General features: G+C 64.9%; 20 protein-coding genes and 2 pseudogenes. 8 read left to right on the forward strand and 14 right to left on the reverse strand.

The features are described from left to right. Positions 1-205 precede the first annotated feature (205 nt). The 3 genes from ACVIGA_RS18345 to ACVIGA_RS18355 are packed head-to-tail and all read right to left on the reverse strand — an operon-like array spanning position 206 to position 1,309. Positions 206-265, reverse strand: coding sequence for a hypothetical protein (locus ACVIGA_RS18345; RefSeq protein ID WP_456670838.1), 60 nt, complete (start codon positions 263-265; stop codon positions 206-208). After that, positions 246-641, reverse strand: coding sequence for a DUF6157 family protein (locus ACVIGA_RS18350; RefSeq protein ID WP_456667449.1), 396 nt, complete (start codon positions 639-641; stop codon positions 246-248). The genes ACVIGA_RS18345 and ACVIGA_RS18350 overlap by 20 nt, the downstream gene beginning before the upstream one ends. A gap of 14 nt (positions 642-655) precedes the next feature. Further along, the gene (locus ACVIGA_RS18355; protein WP_456667450.1) at positions 656-1,309 is read right to left on the reverse strand and encodes a glutathione S-transferase family protein; all 654 of its coding nucleotides are present in this window, start codon (positions 1,307-1,309) and stop codon (positions 656-658) included. 84 nt (positions 1,310-1,393) lie between these two features. Here ACVIGA_RS18355 and ACVIGA_RS18360 point away from each other — a divergent pair. Continuing rightward, positions 1,394-2,362 (forward strand): annotated as a pseudogene (locus ACVIGA_RS18360) (helix-turn-helix transcriptional regulator); the annotation flags it as partial. 507 nt (positions 2,363-2,869) lie between these two features. Here ACVIGA_RS18360 and ACVIGA_RS18365 read toward each other — a convergent pair. From ACVIGA_RS18365 to ACVIGA_RS18400, 8 genes are all read right to left on the reverse strand, one after another. Beyond that, on the reverse strand, positions 2,870-3,568 hold the full coding sequence (locus ACVIGA_RS18365) for a nitroreductase (RefSeq protein WP_456667451.1): 699 nt from the start codon (positions 3,566-3,568) through the stop codon (positions 2,870-2,872). 115 nt (positions 3,569-3,683) lie between these two features. Further along, the gene (locus tag ACVIGA_RS18370) at positions 3,684-4,928 is read right to left on the reverse strand and encodes an acyl-CoA dehydrogenase (RefSeq protein WP_456667452.1); all 1,245 of its coding nucleotides are present in this window, start codon (positions 4,926-4,928) and stop codon (positions 3,684-3,686) included. Positions 4,929-5,042: 114 nt separating this feature from the next. Continuing rightward, positions 5,043-6,290 carry an acyl-CoA dehydrogenase gene (locus tag ACVIGA_RS18375; RefSeq protein WP_456667453.1) on the reverse strand — a complete coding sequence of 416 codons (1,248 nt, stop codon included), beginning with the start codon at positions 6,288-6,290 and terminating at the stop codon, positions 5,043-5,045. A gap of 114 nt (positions 6,291-6,404) precedes the next feature. Beyond that, on the reverse strand, positions 6,405-7,532 hold the full coding sequence (locus ACVIGA_RS18380) for an acyl-CoA dehydrogenase family protein (protein WP_456667454.1): 1,128 nt from the start codon (positions 7,530-7,532) through the stop codon (positions 6,405-6,407). A 167-nt stretch (positions 7,533-7,699) separates the two neighbouring features. Next, a complete protein-coding gene (locus ACVIGA_RS18385) occupies positions 7,700-9,565 on the reverse strand; it encodes an AMP-binding protein (protein ID WP_456667455.1) in 1,866 nt (621 codons plus the stop codon). Positions 9,566-9,606: 41 nt separating this feature from the next. Beyond that, the gene (locus ACVIGA_RS18390; protein ID WP_456667456.1) at positions 9,607-10,413 is read right to left on the reverse strand and encodes an enoyl-CoA hydratase/isomerase family protein; all 807 of its coding nucleotides are present in this window, start codon (positions 10,411-10,413) and stop codon (positions 9,607-9,609) included. A gap of 162 nt (positions 10,414-10,575) precedes the next feature. Next, positions 10,576-11,334: an SDR family NAD(P)-dependent oxidoreductase gene (locus ACVIGA_RS18395; protein ID WP_029077953.1), complete on the reverse strand. Its 759-nt coding sequence runs from the start codon at positions 11,332-11,334 to the stop codon at positions 10,576-10,578. A gap of 46 nt (positions 11,335-11,380) precedes the next feature. Further along, the gene (locus ACVIGA_RS18400; RefSeq protein ID WP_456667457.1) at positions 11,381-12,046 is read right to left on the reverse strand and encodes a TetR family transcriptional regulator; all 666 of its coding nucleotides are present in this window, start codon (positions 12,044-12,046) and stop codon (positions 11,381-11,383) included. 197 nt (positions 12,047-12,243) lie between these two features. Between ACVIGA_RS18400 and ACVIGA_RS18405 the strand changes: the two genes are divergently transcribed. Next, positions 12,244-13,416 (forward strand): acetyl-CoA C-acetyltransferase, encoded by a 1,173-nt coding sequence (locus tag ACVIGA_RS18405; protein ID WP_456667458.1) that lies wholly within the window; start codon positions 12,244-12,246, stop codon positions 13,414-13,416. 177 nt (positions 13,417-13,593) lie between these two features. Continuing rightward, a pseudogene (locus ACVIGA_RS18410) lies at positions 13,594-15,139 on the forward strand (acyl-CoA synthetase). 63 nt (positions 15,140-15,202) lie between these two features. On the opposite strand, the gene ACVIGA_RS18415 reads toward ACVIGA_RS18410, so the two are convergent. Next, positions 15,203-15,709 carry a hypothetical protein gene (locus tag ACVIGA_RS18415; RefSeq protein ID WP_456667459.1) on the reverse strand — a complete coding sequence of 169 codons (507 nt, stop codon included), beginning with the start codon at positions 15,707-15,709 and terminating at the stop codon, positions 15,203-15,205. Positions 15,710-15,813: 104 nt separating this feature from the next. Here ACVIGA_RS18415 and ACVIGA_RS18420 point away from each other — a divergent pair, with 104 nt between their 5' ends. Beyond that, the gene (locus tag ACVIGA_RS18420) at positions 15,814-16,962 is read left to right on the forward strand and encodes an alpha/beta fold hydrolase (RefSeq protein ID WP_456667460.1); all 1,149 of its coding nucleotides are present in this window, start codon (positions 15,814-15,816) and stop codon (positions 16,960-16,962) included. Positions 16,963-17,055: 93 nt separating this feature from the next. Further along, the gene (locus ACVIGA_RS18425) at positions 17,056-17,412 is read left to right on the forward strand and encodes a hypothetical protein (RefSeq protein WP_456667461.1); all 357 of its coding nucleotides are present in this window, start codon (positions 17,056-17,058) and stop codon (positions 17,410-17,412) included. Positions 17,413-17,488: 76 nt separating this feature from the next. Here the strand turns inward: ACVIGA_RS18425 and ACVIGA_RS18430 are convergent, their stop codons facing one another. Beyond that, positions 17,489-18,211 carry a hypothetical protein gene (locus ACVIGA_RS18430; RefSeq protein ID WP_456667462.1) on the reverse strand — a complete coding sequence of 241 codons (723 nt, stop codon included), beginning with the start codon at positions 18,209-18,211 and terminating at the stop codon, positions 17,489-17,491. A gap of 171 nt (positions 18,212-18,382) precedes the next feature. Between ACVIGA_RS18430 and mbfA the strand changes: the two genes are divergently transcribed. From mbfA to ACVIGA_RS18445, 3 genes are all read left to right on the forward strand, one after another. Beyond that, positions 18,383-19,354 (forward strand): iron exporter MbfA, encoded by a 972-nt coding sequence (mbfA, locus tag ACVIGA_RS18435; protein WP_375777423.1) that lies wholly within the window; start codon positions 18,383-18,385, stop codon positions 19,352-19,354. Positions 19,355-19,493: 139 nt separating this feature from the next. Then, on the forward strand, positions 19,494-20,966 hold the full coding sequence (locus ACVIGA_RS18440; protein ID WP_456667463.1) for an amidase: 1,473 nt from the start codon (positions 19,494-19,496) through the stop codon (positions 20,964-20,966). Positions 20,967-21,187: 221 nt separating this feature from the next. After that, the gene (locus ACVIGA_RS18445) at positions 21,188-21,541 is read left to right on the forward strand and encodes a nuclear transport factor 2 family protein (protein WP_456667464.1); all 354 of its coding nucleotides are present in this window, start codon (positions 21,188-21,190) and stop codon (positions 21,539-21,541) included. Between the two features lie 142 nt (positions 21,542-21,683). On the opposite strand, the gene ACVIGA_RS18450 is transcribed toward ACVIGA_RS18445, so the two are convergent. Continuing rightward, positions 21,684-22,772 carry a Zn-dependent alcohol dehydrogenase gene (locus ACVIGA_RS18450; RefSeq protein ID WP_223966275.1) on the reverse strand — a complete coding sequence of 363 codons (1,089 nt, stop codon included), beginning with the start codon at positions 22,770-22,772 and terminating at the stop codon, positions 21,684-21,686. Positions 22,773-22,799: the final 27 nt, after the last annotated feature.

Genomic DNA, 22,799 nt, shown 5'->3' on the forward strand with positions numbered 1-22,799 from the left:
CGCGGGGATGACGGGTTTGGCATAAATGCACCGATGCTTCACCCTCCCCTGGAGGGGGAGGGTCGGCTCACATGGAGCGCAGCGGAATGTGAGACGGGGTGGGGTGATCTCTCAACGCAGGCAGTGCCCGAGTGGAGAGATCACCCCACCTCGCCGCTCATTTCATTCGCGTCGATCCTCCCCCTCCAGGGGAGGATAAAAAGCGCTACGCCCGCTTCGACCGCATCGCGCGCGTCTGCGCGATGTCAGGGTCGCGGGCGAGCACCTGGTAGCGCTTGCTGTCGACGGCGAAGAGCGCGATGCGGCCATTCGGCATCGGCATGGACGCCCCAGCCGAAGCGCTTGCCGAGCGGCGAGGCGCGCATGCAGGCCTGGCCGCGCGAGAAGAACGTCTCGCGGGCGAGGCTGCGCGCCTTCTTCGTCGCCTTCGGATCAAGCGCGCGGCCGGCCGACGACGTCGCGAACACGACGTCGTCGGAGGTGTATTTGTAGGGCGCGCCTGCGATCATCCGGAACTGCAGCACGGCAACCGTCGGCTGGCCGCCACGCAGCTGCGGCTCCTCGCCGCGCTGCGCCGGGCAATCCTCGGCGACACGGATCAGGGTGTTGAAGCAGTTGGTGCTGTACAACGGTTTCGCCATCGGCACGATCCGTATCACACTCCAGCGGCCGCCGCATGCTGCGCCGCCATCTCGTCGTCGGCCTTCGATATCCGGATGAAAGCCGGGCGTGCGCCGATACGCTCGGCATAGCGGACGAAGACGTCCCTCTTGGGCACGATGCCGAACATCATGGTCCAGCTGAGCGCGATGCCCCAGAGGATGTCGGCCGCCGTGATCTCTTCGCCCAGCAGATAGGGCCCCTTTGCGAGCTGCGCCTCGAGCGTGCCCAGCATGGTGTCGTAATCGGCATAGGGCGATTGTGTGATCGGCGCCGGCTCGCGCTTCATGAAATGGTCGATCACGGCCGGCTCGAACGAGGATCCGTAATAGGCGATCCAGCGCAGATACGGGCCGCGGCGCGGGTCGTCCAGCGCGGGCGTGAGACCCGCCTGCGGAAAAAGATCGGCGAGGTAGATGAAGATTGCGACCTGCTCGGTCACCAGCCCGCCGCGATGGCTGATCGCCGGCACCTTGCCGAGCGGATTGATCGCGAGATAGGCGTCCTTGCGCTGCTCGGCCGCCTTCATGTTGAGGACCTGCAGATCATAGGGCGCGCCGAGCTCCTCCAGCAGCACGCGCGTGCCGGTGGCGCGGCTCTGCGGCGAGTAATACAGCGTGATGCGGTCGGTGGTGGCAGCGGTGGTCATCAGCGGATCTCCTTGCGCCATCAGGGCGCATGGCCTCCTTATGTCCGCCTATACCTGACATCTTGTGTCAGGTATGATCTAGCCATGCGCGCGAGCCGGCTGTTTTCCATCCTCACCACCCTGCAGGCGCGGGGACAGGTCACCGCGCCCGAGCTGGCCGAGGCCTGCGAGGTCTCGGTGCGCACGATCTATCGCGACATCGATGCGCTCTCGGCTGCCGGCGTGCCCGTCTATGCCGACCGGGGCGCCGAGGGCGGCTATCGCCTGCTCGACGGCTATCGGGTGCGGCTGAACGGGCTGTCGCAGGGCGAGGCCGAGGCGCTGTTCATGGCCGGGCTGCCCGGCCCCGCCGCCGCGCTCGGCCTCGATGCCGCGATGGCGGCCGCGCAGACCAAGCTGATGGCAGCGCTGCCGGAGAAGCTGCGCCCCAACGCGCGGGGCATGCAGCAGCGCTTCCATCTCGACGCGCCGGGCTGGTTCGGCGAGACCGAGGAGCCGAAGCATCTGCGCGCCATCGCAAGCTCCGTGTTGCGCGAGACCCTGATCGAGATCCGCTACCAGAGCTGGAAGGCCGAGAAGCGGCGGCGCGTGGCGCCGCTCGGCCTCGTGCTGAAGGGCGGCAGCTGGTATCTCGCCGGCCTGGTCGACGGCAATGTCCGCACCTACCGCGTCGCGCGGGTGCTGGATTGCACCGCGCTGGAGGCGCCGTTCGCGCGGCCGGCGGAGTTCGATCTCGCCACCTATTGGCGCGCTTCGATCGCGCGGCTCGAGGCCGAGCTGCATCCGAACGAAGCCACAGTGCGGCTGTCACCGTTGGGGCTGAAACTGTTCGATGTGCTGGCCCATCCTTACGTGAGGGCGCGAATGCGGCTTGCCGATGGCACTGAGCCCGACGGCTGGCGGACCGCGACCATGCCGGTCGGCAAGACAGTGTGGCATGCGGCGAGCGAGCTGCTGCGGCTCGGCGCCGAGGCCGAAGTGATCGAACCGCAGGAGCTGCGCGACAAGATGGCCGAGCTGGCAGGCGCGATGGCCGCGCGCTACGCGGACGCCCCGCCGCGCCGCCCGCCGCTAGTAACGGCTGTCGGAGCCGATGACGAAGCGGTCGAGAAAATTGACCGGCAGGATCTCGAACCGGTCGAGCGTGAGCGTAATCCCGGTCACGAAGTCGACGCCCTTGATCGTGCCCTCGAGATCGATCCGCAGGCCGCGGCGCAGGCCGCGTGTTTCCGGATGTTGCTCGATATCGATATAGGCATAGATCGGGTTGCCGAGCCGCGAATGGCGATGCCAGCCGCGTTGGAGGAAGCTGAATTGCAGCACGGAGCCCGCGCCCCAGTCGATCGCGTCGAAGAAGCGGGTCTTCCAGGCAACAGGCTGTCCCAGATAATGCGCGGCGATGAACGCGTCGCGCTCAAGCGCAGGCAGACGGTGCAGTTGCCAGCTGATCTCCGCCGGCGTCAGGGAGGCGTTATTCGCCATTGTTGTTCTAGTCGTTCTTCTTGTCGTTTCTTCTTGTCCTCGGCGGGAGGGTGAACCGGCCTCCCCGCCTTGAGGAAACTATACATCCACAAATGTGACAGTATCCGCCACAGTTGCGCGCGACGTGCGGTAGCTGTTCACCTTGTGCGCATGATCCGCATAGCCGAACGAGATACCGCAGACAACCCGGCGATCGTCGGCCAGGTTGAAATGGCGGCGGATCAGGCCGGAATGGCGCGCGATCGCCGCCTGCGGGATGGTACCGAGCCCGAGCGCCTGCGCGGCGAGCATGAAGTTCGAGACATAGCCGCCGCAGTCGATCGCACCATAGATGCCGAGCGGCTCGTTGGTGTGGATCACGGCAATGTGCGGCGCGCCGAAGAAATTGTAGTTCTCCAGCGCCTGCTTGGCATACGCCGCCCTGTCGCCGCGCGCGATGCCGAGCGTGTTGTAGAGCTGGAAGCCGCTTTCGCGGCGGCGCTCCAGATAGACCCCGACATATTCACGCGGCGGCGTGAAATCGTAATCCTCGCCGAGGCCGCGCGAAGCCTCGGCATAGATTGCCTTGCGGAACCGCTCCTTGGCCTCGCCGGACACGATCAGGACTTCCCAGGGCTGGCTGTTGCACCACGACGCGGTACGCTGCGCAGTCGTCAGAATGTGCTCGATGACGTCGCGCGGCACCTCGCGCGGCTGGAACGCACGCACCGAGTAGCGCTCGTTGAGCAGGCTTTGGAGTACGTCAATGCGTTCTTGTTGGTTCACTGCAGCGTCCATTGCGCATCCCATTGTCTGCGTAGGGTGGGTAGCCGAAGGCGTAACCCACCGCCTCTATCGCACGTGGTTGATAGCCAATGGTGGGTTACGCTTCGCTAACCCACCCTACGTTCCCCTAACGGCCCTTGGTCGGGATCTTGTTGTAGGGCACGTCCTTGTCGACACGGATGTCGCCTGGCAGGCCGAGCACGCGCTCGGCGATGATGTTGCGCAGGATCTCGTCGGTACCGCCGGCAATGCGCATGGACGGCGACGACAGCAGCATCTGCTGGAACTGGCCGTTAGCCTGCTCCTCGTCAGTGCCGGTGAGGCTACCTGCGGCGCCCTCGAGGTCCATCGCGTAGGTCGCGATGTCCTGCAGCATCAGGCCGGAGACGAGCTTGCCGATGGAATTTTCCGGACCGGGCCGTTCACCCTTCGACAGCGCCGAGATGGCGCGGTAGCTGGTGTATTTCAGGCCGCTTGCCTTCACCGCCCAGCTCGCAAGCTTGGAGCGCACCGCCGGATCGTCGATCGCGAGGCCATCTTCCAGCATCAAATTCGAGCAGAACTCGAACATTTCAGGCACGCCAGTGGCGAGCCGCGATCCGATCGACATGCGCTCGTTCATCAGCGTGGTCAGCGACACGCTCCAGCCCTCGCCGACCGCGCCAAGGCGCTGGCTGTCCGGGATCACGACGTCGGTGAAATAGACCTCGTTGAATTCCTGCATGCCGTTGGCCTGCTTGATCGGCCGCACCTCGACGCCCGGGCTCTTCATGTCGAGGAAGAACATGGTGAGGCCCTTGTGCTTCGGCACATTCGGATCGGTGCGTGCGATCAACAGGCCGTAGTCGGAGTAATGCGCGCCGGAGGTCCAGATCTTCTGGCCGTTGACGACCCAATTGTCGCCCTTCTTCTCGGCGCGGGTGCGTAGCCCCGCGACGTCGGAGCCGGCCGACGGCTCGGAGAACAGCTGGCACCAGATCTCCTCGCCGGCAGCGAGCTTCGGCAGATAACGGCGCTTGGCATCTTCAGAGCCCCAGGCCATCACGGTCGGGCCGCACATGCCCTCGCCGATCTGGAACGGCTGCGTCAGCTTGCCGTAGACGCCCTCTTCCTGCTGCCAGATCACGCGCTCGATCGGCGTGGCGCCGCGGCCGCCATACTCCTTCGGCCAGTGCAGGCAGGCCCAGCCGCCCTCCGCCTTCTTCTTCTGCCAGGTCTTGCCGACTTCGACCATGTCGTGCTTGGCGAGCCTGATGCGGCCGAGCGAGGATTTTGACAACTCCTCCTCGAATTCCTTCGGCGCGTTGGCGGCGATCCAGGTGCGCGCGATCTCGCGGAATTCGGCTTCCTGCTGCGTGTCATCGAAATTCATGGCGGTTCCTTTTTCTTGTCATTCCGGGGCGATGCGGAGCATCGAACCCGGAATCCAGAGGTTATGCGGCTCGAGGTTCCGGGTTCGCCGCTTCGCGCCGCCCCGGAACGACGGTTATGCCCTTCCCTTGGTCGGGATCTTGTTGAAGGGAACGTCCTTGTCGACCCTGATGTCGCCGGGCAGGCCCAGCACGCGTTCGGCGATGATGTTGCGCATGATCTCGTCGGTGCCGCCCTCGACGCGGGTGCCCGGCGCGCGCAGCAGCATCGCCTGGAATTTGCCGGCGACCTCGGCATCCTCGGGCCCGCTCAGCGCGCCGGCGGCGCCCTGCAGGTCGAGCGCGTAGGTCGCAACATCCTGGATCATCGAACCGGCGACCAGCTTGCCGATCGAGTTCTCCGGTCCCGGGCGTTCGCCGCGGGAGAGCGCGGAGATCGCGCGCATGCTGGTGTATTTCAGCCCGCTCGCCTTCACCGCCCAGTTCGCAAGTTTCGCGCGCACCGCGCGATTCTCGATCGCCGGGCCATCCTCCAGCATCAAACTGTTGCAGAAGTCGAACAGCTCGGGGAAGCCGGTGGAGACGCCGGCACCGATCGACATCCGCTCGTTCATCAGCGTGGTCAGCGACACGTTCCAGCCGTCATTGACATTGCCGAGCCGCTGCGAGTCCGGAATGCGCACGTCGGTAAAATAGACCTCGTTGAAGTCGGAGGCGCCGTTCGCCTGCTTGATCGGCCTGACCTCGACGCCCGGGCTCTTCATGTCCAGGAAGAACATGGTGAGCCCCTTGTGCTTCGCGACATCAGGATCGGTGCGGGTCAAGAGGATGCCGTAGTCGGAATAATGCGCGCCCGAGGTCCAGATCTTCTGGCCGTTGATCACCCATTCGTCGCCCTGCTTCTCGGCGCGGGTGCGCAGACCTGCGACGTCGGAGCCGCCGGCCGGCTCGGAGAACAGCTGGCACCAGACCTTCTCGCCGGAGGCGAGCGGCGGCAGGTATCTGCGCTTCTGTTCCTCGCCGGCGAACGCCATCATGGTCGGGCCGCACATGCCGTGGCCGATGATGAACATCGAGCTGAGGCGGCCGAACGGGCCCTCCTCCTGCTGCCAGATCACGCGCTCGATTGGCGAGGCGCCGCGGCCGCCATAGTCCTTCGGCCAGTGCAGGCAGGCCCAGCCGGCGTCGGCCTTCTTCTTCTGCCAGGCTTTTGCCACTTCGAGGATATTGGCGCCCTTGAGCGCAACGCGGCCGAGCGAGGCCTTGCGGAGCTCTTCTTCGTATTGCTTCGGCGCATTGGCCGTGATCCAGGCTTTCGCCTCGGCGCGGAATGCGGCCTCCTGCGGGGTGTCGTCGAAATTCATCCTGATCTCTTTCCATCATTCCGGGGCACGCGAAGCGTGAACCCGGAATCTCGATTCCCAACCTCTGGATTCCGGGCCTGCGCTTCGCGCATCCCGGAATGACGAATCGTGGAATTACGCCGCGTTCTTCTTGCGCATGCGATCGATCAGCGCGTCTTCCCAATAGGACAGGCTGCCGAGACCGAGCGCCACCGCATTGGCGCGGCGGTAGTACATGTGGCAGTCGAACTCCCAGGTGAAGCCCATGCCGCCATGGACCTGGATGTTGTTCTTGGCGCAGTGCTGGAACGCCTGCGTCGCGCTGATGCGCGCGGCGGCGGCTGCTTCCGGCAATTCGCCGGCATTGGTCGAGAGCGCCCAGGCGCCGTAGTAGCAATTCGAGCGCGCCAGCGTCGCCGAGACATACATGTCGGCCAGCATATGCTTGACCGCCTGGAACGAGCCGATCGGACGGCCGAACGCGATGCGGTCGAGCGCGTAGTCGCGGCCCATCTCGAGCGCGCGATCGGCGCCGCCGACCTGCTCGAATGCCGTCAACACGGCTGCACGATCCAGCACCTGGGTGATCACGCTCCAGCCCTCGCCGGCCGCGCCGAGTGGCTCGGCCTTGGCGTCCTTGAAGGTGATCTCGGCCTGGCCGCGGGTCAGATCGATGTTGGTGAGCGACTTGACCTCGACGCCGCCGGCCTTGAGATCGACGATGAACAGCGAGATATCGGACTCACGTCCGCTCGAACCGGTGCGCGCAGCCACCACAGCGAAATCGGCGATCGCACCGTCGGCGACCGGCTTCTTGACGCCGTTGAGCGCGCCGCCATTGGCCGTGACGTTGATGGCCTTCGGCGACGGATTGCCCTTGCCCTCGAACAGCGCCAGCGTGCCGATGGCATCGCCCGAGGCGATCTTCGGCAGCCACTTCTGCTTCTGCGCGTCACTGCCTGCGATCAGGATCGCTTCGGCGGCGAGATAGACCGTGGAGGAGAATGGCACCGGCGCAAGCGCGCGGCCCATTTCCTCCGCGATCACGCAGAGCTCGAGATGCCCGGCGCCTGCGCCGCCGAACTGTTCCGGGATCGCGACGCCGAGGAAGCCCATCTCGGCGAGGCCCTTCCACAGCGCCTTGTCGTAGGGCGACTTGCCGTCGAGCACCTCGCGCACGGCCTTCGGCGGGCACTGTTCGCTGAGGAATTTCCGCGCCTCGTCGCGCATCTGCTTCTGTTCGTCGGAGAAATCGAAATTCATGGCGGCTACCTTTTTGGTTCTTGTCGTTTCAATTGGCCGTCATTCCGGGGCATGCGAAGCGTGAGCCCGGAATCCATTGAGCCGCAGATGATGTGGCTTGATGGATTCCGGGCCTGCGCCCAAGTGGGCGCATCCCGGAATGACGAATGGAGAGAGCGTCGGCCTCATCACAGCACGATCACCTCATCGCCGGGCTTGCCGGCGTAGAGCTTCTCGACCAGCACGGCGCGGCGTTCGAGGCCGGCGCGCTGGTTGATGTAGCCCTTGTCGGTGAGCTCGTTGCCGTCGATCGACGGCGGCTCGACCATCAGCATCGCCCGCGCGATGCGCATGCTGCTGCCGGTGGTGGACGCGTTGTGCGCCTGCAAACCCTTCCTGAGGCAATCGACCACCTCGGGATGCCGGATCACGTCCTCGTAGCTCGCATCCGCATTGCCGACGATCTGGCGGCAGGCATGCAGGTTGGGCCAGCACAGCAGGCCGATGAACTCGCGGTCCTGCCCCGCCACCAGTGCGTCATGCACGACCGGCGTCGCGGCGGCGATCGCATCGGTGCGCAGCGAGCCGACATGGACGAAGGTGCCGGTCGTCAGCTTGAAGTCCTCGACCACGCGGCCGGCGAAGATGATGCCCTGCAGCGGATCTTCGGAATCGACGAACACGCCGGCGTCGCCGATGCAGTAGAAGCCTTCTTCATCGAACATCTTGGCGGTGAGATCCGCCTGGCCGAAATAGCCGGGCGTGACGTTGACGCCGCGCAGCCGCAGTTCGTATTTCGAGCCGCACGGCACCATCTTCAGCTCGACACCGGGGAACGGCAGGCCGATCAGGCCGACGCGCTCGGTGTCCCAATAGGTGCCGGTCGAGGTCGGCGCGGTCTCGGTCGAGCCCCAGCCGGTATAGAACACGATGCGCTCGCCCGTGGTCTTCACCGCCAGCGCCTGCATCCGGTCATAGAGATCGTCGGGCAGCCGGGCGCCGCCATAAGCCATGATCGAGAGGTTCTTGAAGAAACTCGCGCACAGCGCCGCGTCCTTCTCCATCGCGGCCGCCAGCGCCGCATAGCCCGCCGGCACATTCGCGTAATAGGTCGGCGATACCTCGCGCAGGTTCCTGATGGTCTCCTCGAGCTGGCCCGGCATCGGCCGGCCGTCGTCGATATAGAGCGTGCCGCCATCGACCAGCACCGGATTGAACGCGGCGTTGCCGCCCATGGTGTGATTCCACGGCATCCAGTCGAGCACGGTCGGGATCGGGCCGGCCGTTTCGCGCGGGCGCACCTGCATCATCATCGCCGCATTGGCGCACATCATCTCTTGGGTATTGATGACGGCCTTGGGCATGCCGGTCGAGCCGGAGGTGAACAACAGCTTGCCGACGGTGTCGGGTGTGATCTTCGCGATCGACGCGGCGACATCGGCCGTCACCGGCGTCGCCGCGAGTTCTGCGAAGGCTGTGCTCTTGATCCCCTCGCAGGGACGAAGGACGTGAACGACCGTGATGCCGGTAAGGTCGATCGCCTTCAGCGCCTTCTCGAAGGTCGGACCGTCCTGCACCATCACGACGGCAGGCTTGATCAGGTTGAAGAGATATTTGAGCTTGAGATGATCCTGGCTCATCAGCGAATAAGCCGGCGACACTGGCGCGGCCGGCAGCCGCGCCTGCATCGCAGCCTGCGTCATCAGCGCGTGCTCGATCGAATTGCCTGAGAGGATCGCGACGGGTCGGCCGTCGGCGATGCGGAGATCGAGCAGGCCTTGCGTCAGCGCATCGACGGTGCGCTTGGCTTCACCGTAGGAGACCTTGCGCCACTGCCGGTCGGGGCCACCGCGTTGCGCGAGCCAGATCCGCTCCGGGGCCTGCGCCGCCCATTTGGCGAGATAGGCCGGGATATGCGTCTCGTAGGCCTGCAGCGGAATCCGCGACTTGAGGACGACGGTGCCGTCAGTGCGCCGCTCGACTGCGATGTCACGCGCGAGCCAATCCACCTTGCGGAAGGCAGGTTTCGTCAGCATCGCCGCGTCTCCACCCATTTTGCGTCTCCCGGAATTCTTGTCCTTTTGAGGATCTGTTCTCAGCGCCTGATATAGACAGGCTTTCGTTTCTCAAGGAAGGCCTTGATGCCTTCCTGAAAATCTTCCGAGCGGCTGCACAGCACCTGATTGCGATCTTCCATCGCGATCACGGCCTCGATCGAGCCGGCATCGACGCTCATGTTGATGCATTCCTTCGAGAGGCGCAGGCCAACCGGCGAGGCCGTCATCATTGCATCGATATAAGGATTGGCAGCAGCGTCGAGATCAGCGGCCTCGACCACCTCGGACACAAGGCCCACCGCAAGCGCGCGGTCGGCATGGATGAAGCGCCCGGTGAGGATCAGTTCGGAGGCAACCGACACGCCGACGAGGCGCGGCAGGAAATAGCTGGTGCCGATGTCGCAGCCGCCAAGGCCGAGCTTGATGAAGGCGCAGTTCATCCGCGCATTCTTGGCCGCGATGCGGATGTCGGCGGCGAGCGCCAGCGCGAAGCCGCCGCCGGCGGCGGCACCCTGCACCAGCGCAATGATCGGCTGCGGACAGCGCCGCATCAGCATCACGATGTCGGCAATGCGGCGCTGCGAGTCCAGCGACTCGGTGACGCCGGGCGGCTCGGTCTGCCCGCCGCGGCGCGCCATCGCGTGCTTGAGGTCCAGCCCGGCGCAGAAATTTGCACCGGCGCCCTTCAGCACCACGACGCGGGTGTCGCGGTTGCGCTGCAGGCCCTGAAAGTAAGTATTGAGCGCATCGATCATCGCCGGATCGAGCGCGTTGAGGCTTTCGGGACGATTGAGCGTGACCCAATCGACCCCGTCGTGATGTTCGATCAGCAGCGGTTGAGACACGCGCATGGTCCTCCCGACCGTCGTCCCGGCCAAGCGAAGCGCGAGCCGGGACCCATAACCACAGGCTTTTGTCGTTTTGCGCGACGTCTGCCAGGCTTGCCTGTTACAGACGCCGCGGAGTATGGGTCCCTGCTTTCGCAGGGACGACGGCGGAATTCGCCGTTAGCGCGGCGCCATGCGGATGGCGCCGTCGAGGCGGATGGTTTCGCCGTTGAGCATCGGGTTCTCGACGATGTGGACGGCGAGGTTACCGTACTCCGAGGCATCGCCGAGGCGGGCCGGATGCGGCACCTGGGCGCCGAGGCTCTTGCGGGCTTCCTCGTTGAGACCCATCAGCAGCGGCGTCAGGAACAGGCCCGGCGCGATAGTGTTGACGCGGATCTTCAGGCTGGCGAGGTCGCGCGCGGCCGGCAGCGTGAGGCCGACGACACCGCCCTTCGAGGCCGAATAGGCGATCTGGCCGATCTGGCCTTCATAGGCCGCGACCGATGCGGTGTTGATCGCAACGCCGCGCTCCTCGCCGATCGGGGCTTCGGTGGCGAGGCGCTCGGCGAACAGGCGCAGCACGTTGAAGGTGCCGATCAGATTGACGTTGATGATGCGGACGAACTTCGCCAGCGGATAGACGCCGTCCTTGCCGACGATGCGCTGCGAGCCGCCGATGCCGGCGCAGTTCATCAGCACGCGCGCGATGCCGTGCGCGGCCTCGGCCTTGGCGATCGCCGCCTTGATCGCTTCCTCGTCGGTAACGTCGGCGTGCAGGGCGACGCCCTTCACTTCGGCGGCGACCTTCTCGGCATTTTCCTTGTTCTGGTCGATCACGCCGATCCTGGCGCCCTTGGCGGCCATGGCGCGCGCGGTCGCGGCACCGAGGCCGGAGCCACCGCCGGTGATGAGAACGGCAACGTCTTTCAACTGCATGGGAACAACCTTTCCTTGGGCGTTTCTTCTCTAGACTCGAACTTTGTTATCCGGCGGCGACCGCTACCGTTTCCTTATCGGGATTGAGCACGCCGCCGAAGATCAAGGCTTCCATGTGCTTGATGTATTCGCGGCAGACCTCGTCGGTGACCGGACCGACGCCGACTGCGCGCGACATCGCGTGGCGGCCGAAGAACAGGTGATCGCAGGCGCCGATCAGGCTGGTGTAGAACAGCACCGGATCGATCTTGCGGAATTCGCCGGCCTTGATGCCCTCGGCGAGCAGGCGGCGATGAAAATCCAACAGCGGCGCGACGAAGAATTTCGACACCTCGTTCGCGGCGGCAGTCGAACTCTCGTGCAGGAGATAATGAATCAACCGGTTCATATAGGGGAACTGGTGATAGGCGCGGATGATGCCACCGATATGCAGGCGCAGTTTCGCGGACGGCGTGATCGGTTGGCTGATGAGATATTCTAGCTGCGAGATCTCGGTGGCGGCGTCGCGCGCGAGCAGCGCCAGCAACAGGCCGTCCTTGTTGCCGAAATGATATTTCACGAGCGCAGCGTTGACGCCGGACTTCTGCGCGATGTCGGACAGCGAGACCTCGATCGAGGCGCGCTCGATCATCAGCTCGCTGGCTGCGACCAGTAGCTTGTCGGCAGTGGCATTTTTGCCGGCCGGAAGTTTCGTCGGTACGCTGGTGTTCAACTGCGCTCTGGTCCCGCTTTGTGTCCCCGGCTGTTGGCCACTCAATTCTTGGCTCGCCGGTAAATCGAGGCCGCACATAAGCCCATGGCGGGGCTGCACTCAAGAGTTAATTGATTGATTGACTAAATGCTGAACCGCCCCTTAAATCCGGCCCAACTTTGAAACCGCCCAATCCAGAAACATCAGGGAGATCAGACATGGCCGAGGCATATATCGTCGCCGCCGCCCGCACCGCCGGCGGCCGCAAGGGAGGGCGCCTTTCTGGCTGGCATCCGGCCGATCTGGCCGCGACCGTGCTCGATGCACTGGTCGAACGATCCGGCGCCGACCCCGCGCAGGTCGAGGACGTGATCATGGGCTGCGTGATGCAGGCCGGCGAGCAGTCCAACAACGTCGCGCGCAACGCGGTGATGGCCTCGAAGCTGCCGGAGAGCGTGCCCGCGACCTCGATCGACCGCCAGTGCGGCTCCTCGCAGCAGGCGCTGCATTTCGCGGCGCAGGCCGTGATGAGCGGCACCATGGACTGCGTGATTGCCGCCGGCGTGGAATCGATGACCCGCGTGCCGATGGGCCTCGCCTCCTCGCTGCCCGCCAAGAACGGCTTCGGCCACTACAAGAGCCCGGGCATTGAGGTGAAGTATCCCAACATCGTGTTCAGCCAGTTCACCGGCGCGGAGATGATGGCCGAGAAGTACGGCCTGTCGAAGGACGAGCTCGACGAGTATTCCTACAACAGCCACCAGCGCGCGATCGCGGCCACGCAAGCCGGCCACTTCAAGGACGAGATCGTGCCGGTGAAGATCACCCGCGCCGACGGCTCGACCGACACCCACCATATCGATGAAGGCATCCGCTTCGACGCCAGCCTCGACGGCATCAAGGGCGTCAAGCTGATCGCCGAGAACGGCAAGCTGACCGCAGCCAGCGCCAGCCAGATCTGCGACGGCGCCTCCGGCGTCATGGTCGTCAACGAGAAGGGCCTGAAGGCACTCGGCGTCAAGCCGATGGCGCGCATCCATCACCTCACCATGATGGGCGGCGACCCCGTGATCATGCTGGAAGCGCCGCTGCCGGCGACCCAGCGCGCGCTGCAGAAGGCCGGCATGACCATCGACGACATCGACCTGTTCGAGGTCAACGAAGCCTTCGCCTCGGTGCCGACCGCGTGGCTGAAGACCACCGGCGCCGATCCGGCCCGGCTCAATGTCAATGGCGGCGCGATCGCGCTCGGCCATCCGCTCGGCGGCTCCGGCACCAAGCTGATGACGACGCTGCTGCATGCCTTAAAGCAGCGCAACAAGCGCTACGGCCTGCAGACCATGTGCGAAGGCGGCGGCATGGCGAATGTGACGATTGTCGAGCGGCTGTAAGAGTCCGCAGTAGCGGCTACAACAATGGCGTCGTCCCGGCTCAGGCCGGGACCCATAACCACACCCGTTTGTGGCTAGGCTCGGCTGGGGCCACAACCCAGTCCAACAACAAAAATCAGTGGTTATGGGTCCCGGCCTTCGCCGGGACGACCACTATTGATGCCCTGAGGAAACACAATGACTCATCCGTCCATCCACGCGCGCAACTATCCGAACAAGATCGCCTACCAGATGGCGGCGTCCGGCAAGGCGATCACCTATCGCGAGCTCGACGAGCTCTCGAACCAGGGCGCGCATCTGTTCCGCTCGCTCGGCCTGAAGGCCGGCGACCACATCGCGCTCTTGATGGAGAACCGCCTCGCCTTCATGGAGATCTGCTGGGCCGCGCAGCGCTCGGGGCTCTATTACACCGCGATCAGCCGCTACCTGACGGAAGAAGAGATCGCCTACATCATCAAAGACTGCGGAGCGAAGGTGTTCATCACCACACCGCAATGCGCCGACAAGGTGAAGGGCCTGATCAAGGGCGAGGTGGGCGAACCGCTGTTCTACATGATGGACGAGCCGGCCCCGGGCTTCCGCTCCTATGACAAGGAGGCCGCCGCGCAGCCGACCACGCCGGTGGCCGACGAGGTCGCGGGCTACGACATGCTGTATTCCTCCGGCACCACCGGCCGCCCCAAGGGCATCAAGAAGGAGTTCGAGGGCAACCGGATCGACGTGCCGAACCCGTTCCTGCGGATTCTCACCGCCGACATGTGCGGCATGAATGCCGACTCGATCTATCTGTCGCCGGCGCCGGCTCTATCACGCGGCTCCCTTGCGCTTCAACATGATGGCCACCGTGCTCGGGGGCACCTCCGTCATCATGGAGCATTTCGACGCCGAGGAATTTTTGAAGCAGGTTGAGACGCACAAGGTGACGCAGTCGCAGCTGGTGCCGACCATGTTCGTGCGCATGCTGAAGCTGCCCGACGAGGTGCGCGCCCGCTACAAGGTCTCATCGCTGAAGGGCGCGATCCACGCCGCGGCGCCCTGCCCGGTCGACGTCAAGGCCAAGATGATCGAATGGTGGGGACCGATCCTGATCGAGTATTACGCCGGCTCCGAAGGCAACGGCGTCACCGTCTCGACCTCGCAGCAATGGCTGAGCCATCGCGGCACCGTCGGCCGCGCCGTGGTCGGCAAGGTCAAGATTCTCGACGAGAACGACGAGGAGGCGCCGACCGGCCAGATCGGCCAGGTCTATTTCGCCGACGCGCCTGTCTTCACCTATCACAACGATCCCGAGAAGACGAAGAAGGCCTACAACGCCAAGGGCTGGTCCACGCTCGGCGACGTCGGTTACCTTGATGAGGAAGGCTTCCTCTATCTGACCGACCGCAAGAGCTACATGATCATCTCCGGCGGCGTGAACATCTACCCGCAGGAGACCGAGGACGTGCTGATCACGCATCCCGCGGTCTCCGATGTCGCGGTGTTCGGCGTGCCGAACGAGGAGATGGGCGAAGAGGTCAAGGCCGTGGTGCAGCCGCACGATATCACCAAGGCCGGCAAGGAGCTTGAGGCCGAGCTGATCGCGTTCTGCCGCCAGCATCTGTCGCCGATCAAATGCCCGAAGAGCATCGATTTCGAGCAAGAGCTGCCGCGTACCCCGACCGGAAAGCTGGTGAAGCGGCACCTGCGCGACAGGTACTGGCCGAAGGCTCCCGTGAAGGCGTGATTCCTCTTATCCTCCCCTGGAGGGGGGGTGAAGGATGGACGACGCTTCTAGCGTTATCCAGCGCTACAAATCCTCCGCCGGTCCGCATGCCACCGACGCCACGGCGCGCAAATGCAGTTGGCCGTGCTTGCCTGACGCCGTGGTGGTCCACTGCGCATCGATCTGCTGAAGATCCTCCGACAGCTTGCCGCGATGGCTGCCGTCGGTCTCGAACGCCCCGTTGTCGTCAGGCGAGCGTTCGAAGATCTCGACCTCGAGATCGGACAGCCGGATGAACATCTGCACGCCGATCCTGGTCACATGACGGCCGACCTCATATGAACCGCAGCCGCGCGCTTCCGCATTCTGCTCGTTCAAGGCCTGGACCTTGTCGAAGGTGATGACGACGTTCTGCACCGTGTTGTCGCCGTCCCACAGGAATTCGCCGATATAGGCGCGCGGCAATTTCTCGGTGAGCTCCTTGGTGTCGGCCGCGCGCACCGCAGGCACCAGCAACAGGCCGGCGGCCACGATCATCACGCCGAGACGCGACATCCAGCCGGGCAGCTCTGCAATCCTTGCGTGGCGCATGCGGTATGCATCCCGTTGCCAAAGTTGCTATCGTGAATCAATGGCCGCCAGCATACAGCCAAATGCGCTGGTTGTGCGGCGATGCCCAACAGGTGATCTGCACCATGGAAACGCTCCCCGACGTCCCGCTCCCCTCCACCATCCGCTCGCGTTATGTCGACGGGATCAATGGCCTGCGAATGCATGTGCTCGAAGCAGGCTTCGAAACATCCGGCCGGCCCTGCCTGTTGCTGCTGCACGGCTTCCCGGAGCTGGCGTTTTCCTGGCGCAAGGTGATGCCGAAGCTCGCTGCGGCCGGCTATCACGTGATCGCGCCGGACCAGCGCGGCTATGGTCGCACGACCGGCTGGAACGCGGATTATGACGGCGACCTGACGGCGTTTCGCCTGCCCAATCTGGTGCGCGATGCCCTCGGGCTGGTCGCGGCGTTCGGCTACAAGCACGTCGATGCCGTGATCGGGCATGATTTCGGCTCGTCGGTTGCGGCATGGTGCGCGCTGATCCGCCCCGACGTGTTCCGCGCGGTCGTGATGATGAGCGCGCCGTTCTCGGGGCCGCCGTCGTTGCCGTTCAACATTGCCAATGAACCGGGGAAGCCCGCGAGCGAAGACCCCGTGCATCGCGAGCTGGCGGCACTGCCGCAGCCGCGCAAGCATTACCAATGGTACTATTCGACACGTCCGGCCAATGCCGACATGCATCGCGCACCGCAGGGTGTGCACGACTTCCTGCGCGCCTACTATCATCACAAGAGCGCGGACTGGAAAGACAACAAGCCGTATCCGCTGCAATCCTGGTCGGCGGGCGAGCTGGCCAAACTGCCGACCTATTATGTGATGGATCTCGCCAAGGACATGGCCGCGACGGTCGCCGAAGAAATGCCGTCGGGCGAGGCGATTGCCGCCAACACCTGGTTGCCAGATCGCGACCTCGCCTATTACAGCGCTGAGTATCAGCGCACGGGATTCCAGGGCGGGCTGCAATGGTACCGCTGCGGCACGTCAGGCGCGTTCACGGCGGAATTGCAGACCTGGAGCGGCCGCAGCATCGACCAGCCGTCCGCGTTCATCTCGGGCAAGCAGGATTGGGGCACCCATCAGCGGCCCGGCGTGTTCGAGACGATGCAGACCAAGGCCTGTACCAAAATGATCGGCTGCCATCTGGTCGACGGCGCCGGCCACTGGGTGCAGCAGGAGCAGCCGGAGGAAGTCAGCCGGCTGCTGCTTCAGTTCCTCGCGCGTGCATCGCGATAGGAGATTGTCCTGGAAATATCCGGGAACATTCCGTGGAACCTGGCGTTGCGGTCAGTCGGCTGTGCGTCCGGCGACTGATCATGAGGAGAGACTATGGAAAGGAAGATTGCCGGACTGTTGGGAGTCGTCGCATCGCTTGGCGCGTTCGGCGCCGCCCAAGCCGCACCGGCGCCGGCAGACGTGCTGCAGGCGAATTCCTACGCCGAGCTGCTGCAGCCGATCGCGGACGCCTCGGCGAAGCTGCAGGCACTCGACGAGTCTGCGCCTCCGCAGGCCCGCGACGACGTGCAGCTCGCGCAGTTCTATCATCACCACCATCACCATCATCACGGCTACTATCGCCGCTATGAGGGCCCCGTGGTCGTGGTGCCGCGTGATCGGCGCTACTATCGTCATCACCACCACCATCATCACCATCACCACCACAGCTTCTACCGGCGCGATTACTGAGCGGCGGCAGTCTGGTGATGCGACAGCGGGGCCCTCGGGCCCCGTTCTTCTTTGCCGACCATGATGCGACGCCGCCTCAGTCCAGACGCGCCTTCTCCTTGGCGGCGCGGTGGAGATGGCGATAGGTGCCGTCGAACACCGTGTCGGTCGACGAGGTCCATTCGGTGCCGGCGGCGAGTTTCGGCCGGCTGTTGTAGATGCGGCGCGCCTGCAGCTCGCGTTCGGCAGCTTCCTCCTCGCCCATCGGCTCGAGCTGAAAGTTCGCCTCCTCCGGGATCACGATGATCTGCGCGAACGGCTCGTTCGGCCGGAAGATGTGCGTGCGCCCTTCGGCGGGCGCCTTGAACACGCAGAAGAACATCATCGGCCACCAGTTGCGGATCAGCGCCGGGACGGCGATCGGCACGCTGTCGGTGCGGTCGGTGTAGAATCGCGGATGCGGCTCGGTGCGGACCGCCATGCCCTGCTCGACCTTGAGGTCGAGCAGGATCTGGTAGGTGTAAAACGTGGTGCCGAAATTCCGGAACGGCGGCCACTGCACGCCGCTGTCCAGCGGTTCGCCCCAATCCGCATCGAGGTGCAGCTGGCCATCCCGCGTGGTGACGTGCAGCTCGAAGTCATAGGGGTAGAACAGCTCGATGCCGTATTGCGCGCCCTCCGAGAACGGCACGCAATGCCAGACCTGCTCGCGCGAGCCATCGGCGCGCGGCTCGCGCTGACCCGCCCAGCCCGGGATCTCGAGTTTGGTCCGCCGCGGCGCCAGGCGCGCGTCGTTCAGCCGATATTTGACCCTGTCCATGCAAATCCCCTCCTGCCCCCTCGTGAGCCACAGGAACTCGTACGAGCACGGCCCGGTTCCCCTCATCGTGATCACGAACAGGACCATGGCGCGGCTTTGACGATTGACCGTGGCGCTGCCCGCTAATATTAGAATTATTCTAATTCTAAACTGAGTAAACAGGGCGTTGCCGTGAAGAATTTCGCTGATTTGACCGAGCGCGAGGTGCTGGCGGTCGCAATTGCCTCCGAGGAGGAGGACAGCCGCATCTACATGTCCTTCGCCGAGGACCTCACCGAACGCTATCCGGATACCGCAAAGATCTTCGAGGAGATGGCGGAGGAAGAGCGCGGCCATCGCCATCGGCTGCTCGAAACCTATGAGCAGCGCTTCGGCCCGCATCTGCCGCCGATCCGGCGCGAGGACGTCAAAGGCTTTCTGCGCCGCCGTCCGATCTGGCTGACCAAGAACCTGCCGCTCGACACCATCCGCAAGGAAGTCGAGACCATGGAACTGGAGGCCGAGCGCTTCTATGCCCGGGCCGCCGAGAAGGCTGAGGATGTCGGCGTGCGCCGGCTGCTCGGCGATCTCGCCGAAGAGGAGAAGGGCCACGAGAAGCTCGCGGTCCGCCTGACCGGCGAGATCCTCAAGCCCGATGTGCGCGCGGAGGAAGACCGCACGCGGCGGCGGATGTTCGTGCTGCAATATGTCCAGCCGGGCCTCGCCGGACTGATGGACGGCTCGGTCTCGACCTTGGCGCCGCTGTTCGCCGCCGCCTTTGCCACGCATCACAATTGGCAGACGTTTCTGGTCGGCCTCGCCGCCTCGATCGGCGCCGGCATCAGCATGGGCTTTGCCGAGGCGCTGTCCGACGACGGCTCGCTGACCGGGCGCGGTTCGCCCTGGCTGCGCGGCGTGACCTGCGGATTGATGACGACGCTCGGCGGCCTCGGCCACACCATTCCCTATCTGGTGCCCGACGCCTGGCCGAACGCATTCTGGATCGCAACTGCGATCGCCGGGATCGTGGTGTTCTTCGAGTTGTGGGCGATCGCCTTCATCCGCTCGCGCTACATGGACACGCCGTTCCTGCAGGCGGTGTTCCAGATCGTTCTGGGCGGCGCGATCGTGCTCGCGGTCGGCATCCTGATCGGCGCGGCGTAGCAATTCCGATCAAACACGGCAGCGGTGCCGCGGCTACAGCGATGTCGTGACGGCCCACACGCTGCATTGATCGCGCGGCGCTTGCGGGCGGCAGCCAAACTGCCCATCATCGCGCCAACACCAGAACCGGGAGCACGCCGTGGCCAAATCGCAATACAGTTTCAAGACCGCCGTCGAACTGTCGAAAGCCCTGCGCGACAAGCAGGTCTCCGCCGTCGAACTCGCAGAAGACGCGATCGGCCGCATCGAGCGTCACGACGGCAAGGTCAACGCGGTCTGCGTGCGCGACTTCGAGCGCGGCCTCGCTGCGGCCCGCGCCGCCGACGCGGCCATTGCGCGCGGCGAGCACAAGCCGCTGCTCGGCATTCCCATGACGGTGAAGGAATCCTTCAACGTCGCCGGATTGCCGACCACCTGGGGCTTCCCGCCGCAAAAGGATTTCGTGCCGGCTGAGGACGCGCTCTCGATCCAACGGGTGAAGGATGCCGGCGGCGTCATCCTCGGCAAGACCAACGTGCCGGTCGCCCTCGCCGACTGGCAGAGCTACAACGAGATCTACGGCACCACCAACAACCCTTACGACCTCGGCCGCACGCCGGGCGGCTCGTCCGGCGGATCGTCGGCCGCGCTCGCCGCGGGCTACGGCGCACTATCGCTCGGCTCCGACATCGGCGGTTCGCTGCGCGTGCCGGGATTCCACTGCGGTATCTATGCGCACAAGCCGACCTTCGCGCTGCTGCCGTCGCGCGGCCACACCCCGCCGCCGCTGCCGCCGCTGCCGTTCGATCGAGACCTTTCCGTGATCGGACCGATGGCGCGCGGCGCGGCCGACCTCGCACTCGTGCTCGACGTGATGGCCGGCCCCGATCCGCTCGAAGCCGGCAAGGCCTACCGGCTGGACCTGCCGGCGGCGCGCCACACCGCCTTGAAGGATTTCCGCATTCTCGTGATCGACAGCGATCCGGTGATGCCGACCGACAAGGTGATCCGCGGAAGCATCGACAAGCTCGCGAGCCATCTCGACAAAGCCGGCGCGAAGGTGTCTCGCTCGAGCCCGCTTTTGCCGGACTTCGCCGCGTCCTCGCGGCTTTACATGCGGATCCTGCTGTCGTTCCTGGCGGCGACCTTCCCGCCGGAGGTCTATGCCGGCGCCTGCGCGGCGGCAGCTGCGCTGCCGGCCAGCGACACCAGCCTGCAAGCCGAGCGGCTGCGCGGCATCGCGCTCAGCCACCGCGACTGGGTGATCGCCGACGGCGGCCGCGCACGGCTGCGCGCACAATGGCGCGAGCTGTTCAAATCGTTCGACGCCGTGATCTGCCCGATCATGCCGACGCCGGCCTATCCGCACGATCATTCGCCCGACCAGGAGCAGCGGCGAATTCTGATCGACGGTGAGCCGCACGTCTACACCGACCAGCTCGCCTGGCCCGGCATCGCAACGCTGCCCGGCCTGCCCTCGACCGCGATCCCGACCGGCTTTGCACCCGACGGATTGCCGGTCGGCGTGCAGATCGTCGGTCCCATGCTGGAAGACCGCACGCCGCTCAAGCTTGCCGAGCTGATCGAGCGCGAGTTCGGCGGCTTCGTGCCGCCGAAGATGTTCGATGATTGATGCGGTCATTGCAGGGCGACGACGGGCACCCACCTCTATCACCGTCACCCTGAGGAGGCCGCGAAGCGGCCGTCTCGAAGGGTCGACGGCCGGACCGTGGCCGTGCATCCTTCGAGGCTCGCAAGTGCTCGCACCTCCAGCGACAAAGGCAAAGCCTTTGCGCGGGGATGACAGTATCGAGAGCGCGGCAATGACGAACAATAGCGACAGGGAGGAGCAAAATGAGCAACGACCTCGAGGAGCTGACGAAGCTCAACAAGGATTACGTCGACTCGGTTCAGAACTGCGACGTCAAGCGCTTTGACGAAATCCTGGCGCAGGACTTCTACTGCACCAATCCCGACAAGAGCCTGGTCGACCGCGCCGACTTCCTGAAGCAGACGGCAATCCCCGTGAAGATCAAGGGACTGAAGGCCGAGGACGTCAAGATCCGCATCCTCGGCGATTTCGCCATCATCCACGCCCAGACCAGCTACACCAACGCTGACGGCCAGCCTACGCATGGCCGCTACACCGATTGCTGGGCGCGGCAGAACGGCAAATGGCTCGCAGTGTCCGCGCACGTCGCGCGGTGAGGGCAACGTTTGCAGCGTCGCCCTCCGCTGTCATGCCCCGCTTCACGCGGGGCATCCAGTACTCCGCGGCAGCAGTTGATTCACACGACTTCTGCGGCGGCGTACTGGGTCGCCCGGACGAGCCGGGCGACGACGACTGAGACTAGTTGTCGAACATGATCACGCTGCGCAGCGTCTTGCCGGCCTTCATGTTGGCAAAGCCTTCGTTGATCTCGGAGAGCTTCAGCTTGGCCGAGATCCAGTCCTCGAGATGCAGCTTGCCGCGCATGTAGAAGTCGACGAGGCGCGGCATGTCGACGCGGAAGTGGTTCGACCCCATGGATGAACCTTGAATGCGACGCTCGCGCAAAAAGTCAAAACCGTGCAGCTCGATCTTCTGGCCGAACGGGATCATGCCGACGATGGTCGCGGTGCCGCCCGCTGCCAGCATGGCGAAGGCCTGCTCCGCGGTCTCCTTGCGGCCAAGCACCTCGAAGGAGTGATGCACGCCGCCGCCGGTGAGCTCGCGCACCTGCTGCACCACGTCGCCGCGCGCGGGGTCGACGATGTCGGTGGCCCCGAGCTTTGTCGCAAGCTGCAGCTTCGCCGGATTGGTGTCGATCGCGATGATGCGCCCGGCGCCGGCGATCTGCGCGCCGTTGATCGCGGCCATGCCGACGCCGCCGCAGCCGATCACGGCCACGGTCTCGCCGGCGGTGACCTTCGCGGTGTTCACCACGGCGCCATAGCCGGTGATGACGCCGCAGCCGATCAGCGCGGCGAGATCGAGCGGCATCTCCTTCTTGATCTTCACAATCGCGTTCTCGTGCACCAGCATCTGCTCGGCGAACGACGACAGATTGAGGAACTGATTGAGCTTCTCCTTCCGGCCCCACGACAGGCGGTTGGAGGCGCCGGGCAGCATCTTCACCGTGGTGTCGGTGCACAGCACGGTGCGGCCGGTGGTGCAATTGTCGCAGGTGCCGCAGAACACCGACAAGCAGGTGACGACGTGATCGCCGGGCTTCACGTAATTGACGTCGGAGCCGACTTTCTCGACCACGCCGGCCGATTCATGGCCGAGCACCGCCGGCAGCGGATGCGGATAGAGGCCTTCCATGAAATGCAGGTCGGAGTGGCAGAGGCCCGCGACCGCGGTGCGGATCAAGACCTCGCGCGGCCCCGGATTGGGTACGCTGACATCCTCGATCACCAGCGGCTGATTGACTTCATGCAGGACGGCGGCCTTCATCGGGATCTCCCTTGGCGTTTCTGTTTT

It is taken from the genome of Bradyrhizobium sp. USDA 3240, assembly GCF_054063295.1.

What these genes read in the sequence shown, in the direction of transcription:
- ACVIGA_RS18365 (WP_456667451.1), bottom strand. Translation starts at nt 3,568, where the DNA reads ATGGACGCTGCAGTGAACCAACAAGAACGCATTGACGTACTCCAAAGC.
- ACVIGA_RS18415 (WP_456667459.1), bottom strand. Translation starts at nt 15,709, where the DNA reads ATGCGCCACGCAAGGATTGCAGAGCTGCCCGGCTGGATGTCGCGTCTC.
- ACVIGA_RS18420 (WP_456667460.1), top strand. Translation starts at nt 15,814, where the DNA reads ATGGAAACGCTCCCCGACGTCCCGCTCCCCTCCACCATCCGCTCGCGT.
- ACVIGA_RS18405 (WP_456667458.1), top strand. Translation starts at nt 12,244, where the DNA reads ATGGCCGAGGCATATATCGTCGCCGCCGCCCGCACCGCCGGCGGCCGC.
- ACVIGA_RS18445 (WP_456667464.1), top strand. Translation starts at nt 21,188, where the DNA reads ATGAGCAACGACCTCGAGGAGCTGACGAAGCTCAACAAGGATTACGTC.
- ACVIGA_RS18395 (WP_029077953.1), bottom strand. Translation starts at nt 11,334, where the DNA reads ATGCAGTTGAAAGACGTTGCCGTTCTCATCACCGGCGGTGGCTCCGGC.
- ACVIGA_RS18355 (WP_456667450.1), bottom strand. Translation starts at nt 1,309, where the DNA reads ATGACCACCGCTGCCACCACCGACCGCATCACGCTGTATTACTCGCCG.
- ACVIGA_RS18425 (WP_456667461.1), top strand. Translation starts at nt 17,056, where the DNA reads ATGGAAAGGAAGATTGCCGGACTGTTGGGAGTCGTCGCATCGCTTGGC.
- ACVIGA_RS18350 (WP_456667449.1), bottom strand. Translation starts at nt 641, where the DNA reads ATGGCGAAACCGTTGTACAGCACCAACTGCTTCAACACCCTGATCCGT.
- ACVIGA_RS18380 (WP_456667454.1), bottom strand. Translation starts at nt 7,532, where the DNA reads ATGAATTTCGATTTCTCCGACGAACAGAAGCAGATGCGCGACGAGGCG.
- ACVIGA_RS18385 (WP_456667455.1), bottom strand. Translation starts at nt 9,565, where the DNA reads ATGGGTGGAGACGCGGCGATGCTGACGAAACCTGCCTTCCGCAAGGTG.
- ACVIGA_RS18370 (WP_456667452.1), bottom strand. Translation starts at nt 4,928, where the DNA reads ATGAATTTCGATGACACGCAGCAGGAAGCCGAATTCCGCGAGATCGCG.
- ACVIGA_RS18430 (WP_456667462.1), bottom strand. Translation starts at nt 18,211, where the DNA reads ATGGACAGGGTCAAATATCGGCTGAACGACGCGCGCCTGGCGCCGCGG.
- ACVIGA_RS18450 (WP_223966275.1), bottom strand. Translation starts at nt 22,772, where the DNA reads ATGAAGGCCGCCGTCCTGCATGAAGTCAATCAGCCGCTGGTGATCGAG.
- ACVIGA_RS18375 (WP_456667453.1), bottom strand. Translation starts at nt 6,290, where the DNA reads ATGAATTTCGACGACACCCCGCAGGAGGCCGCATTCCGCGCCGAGGCG.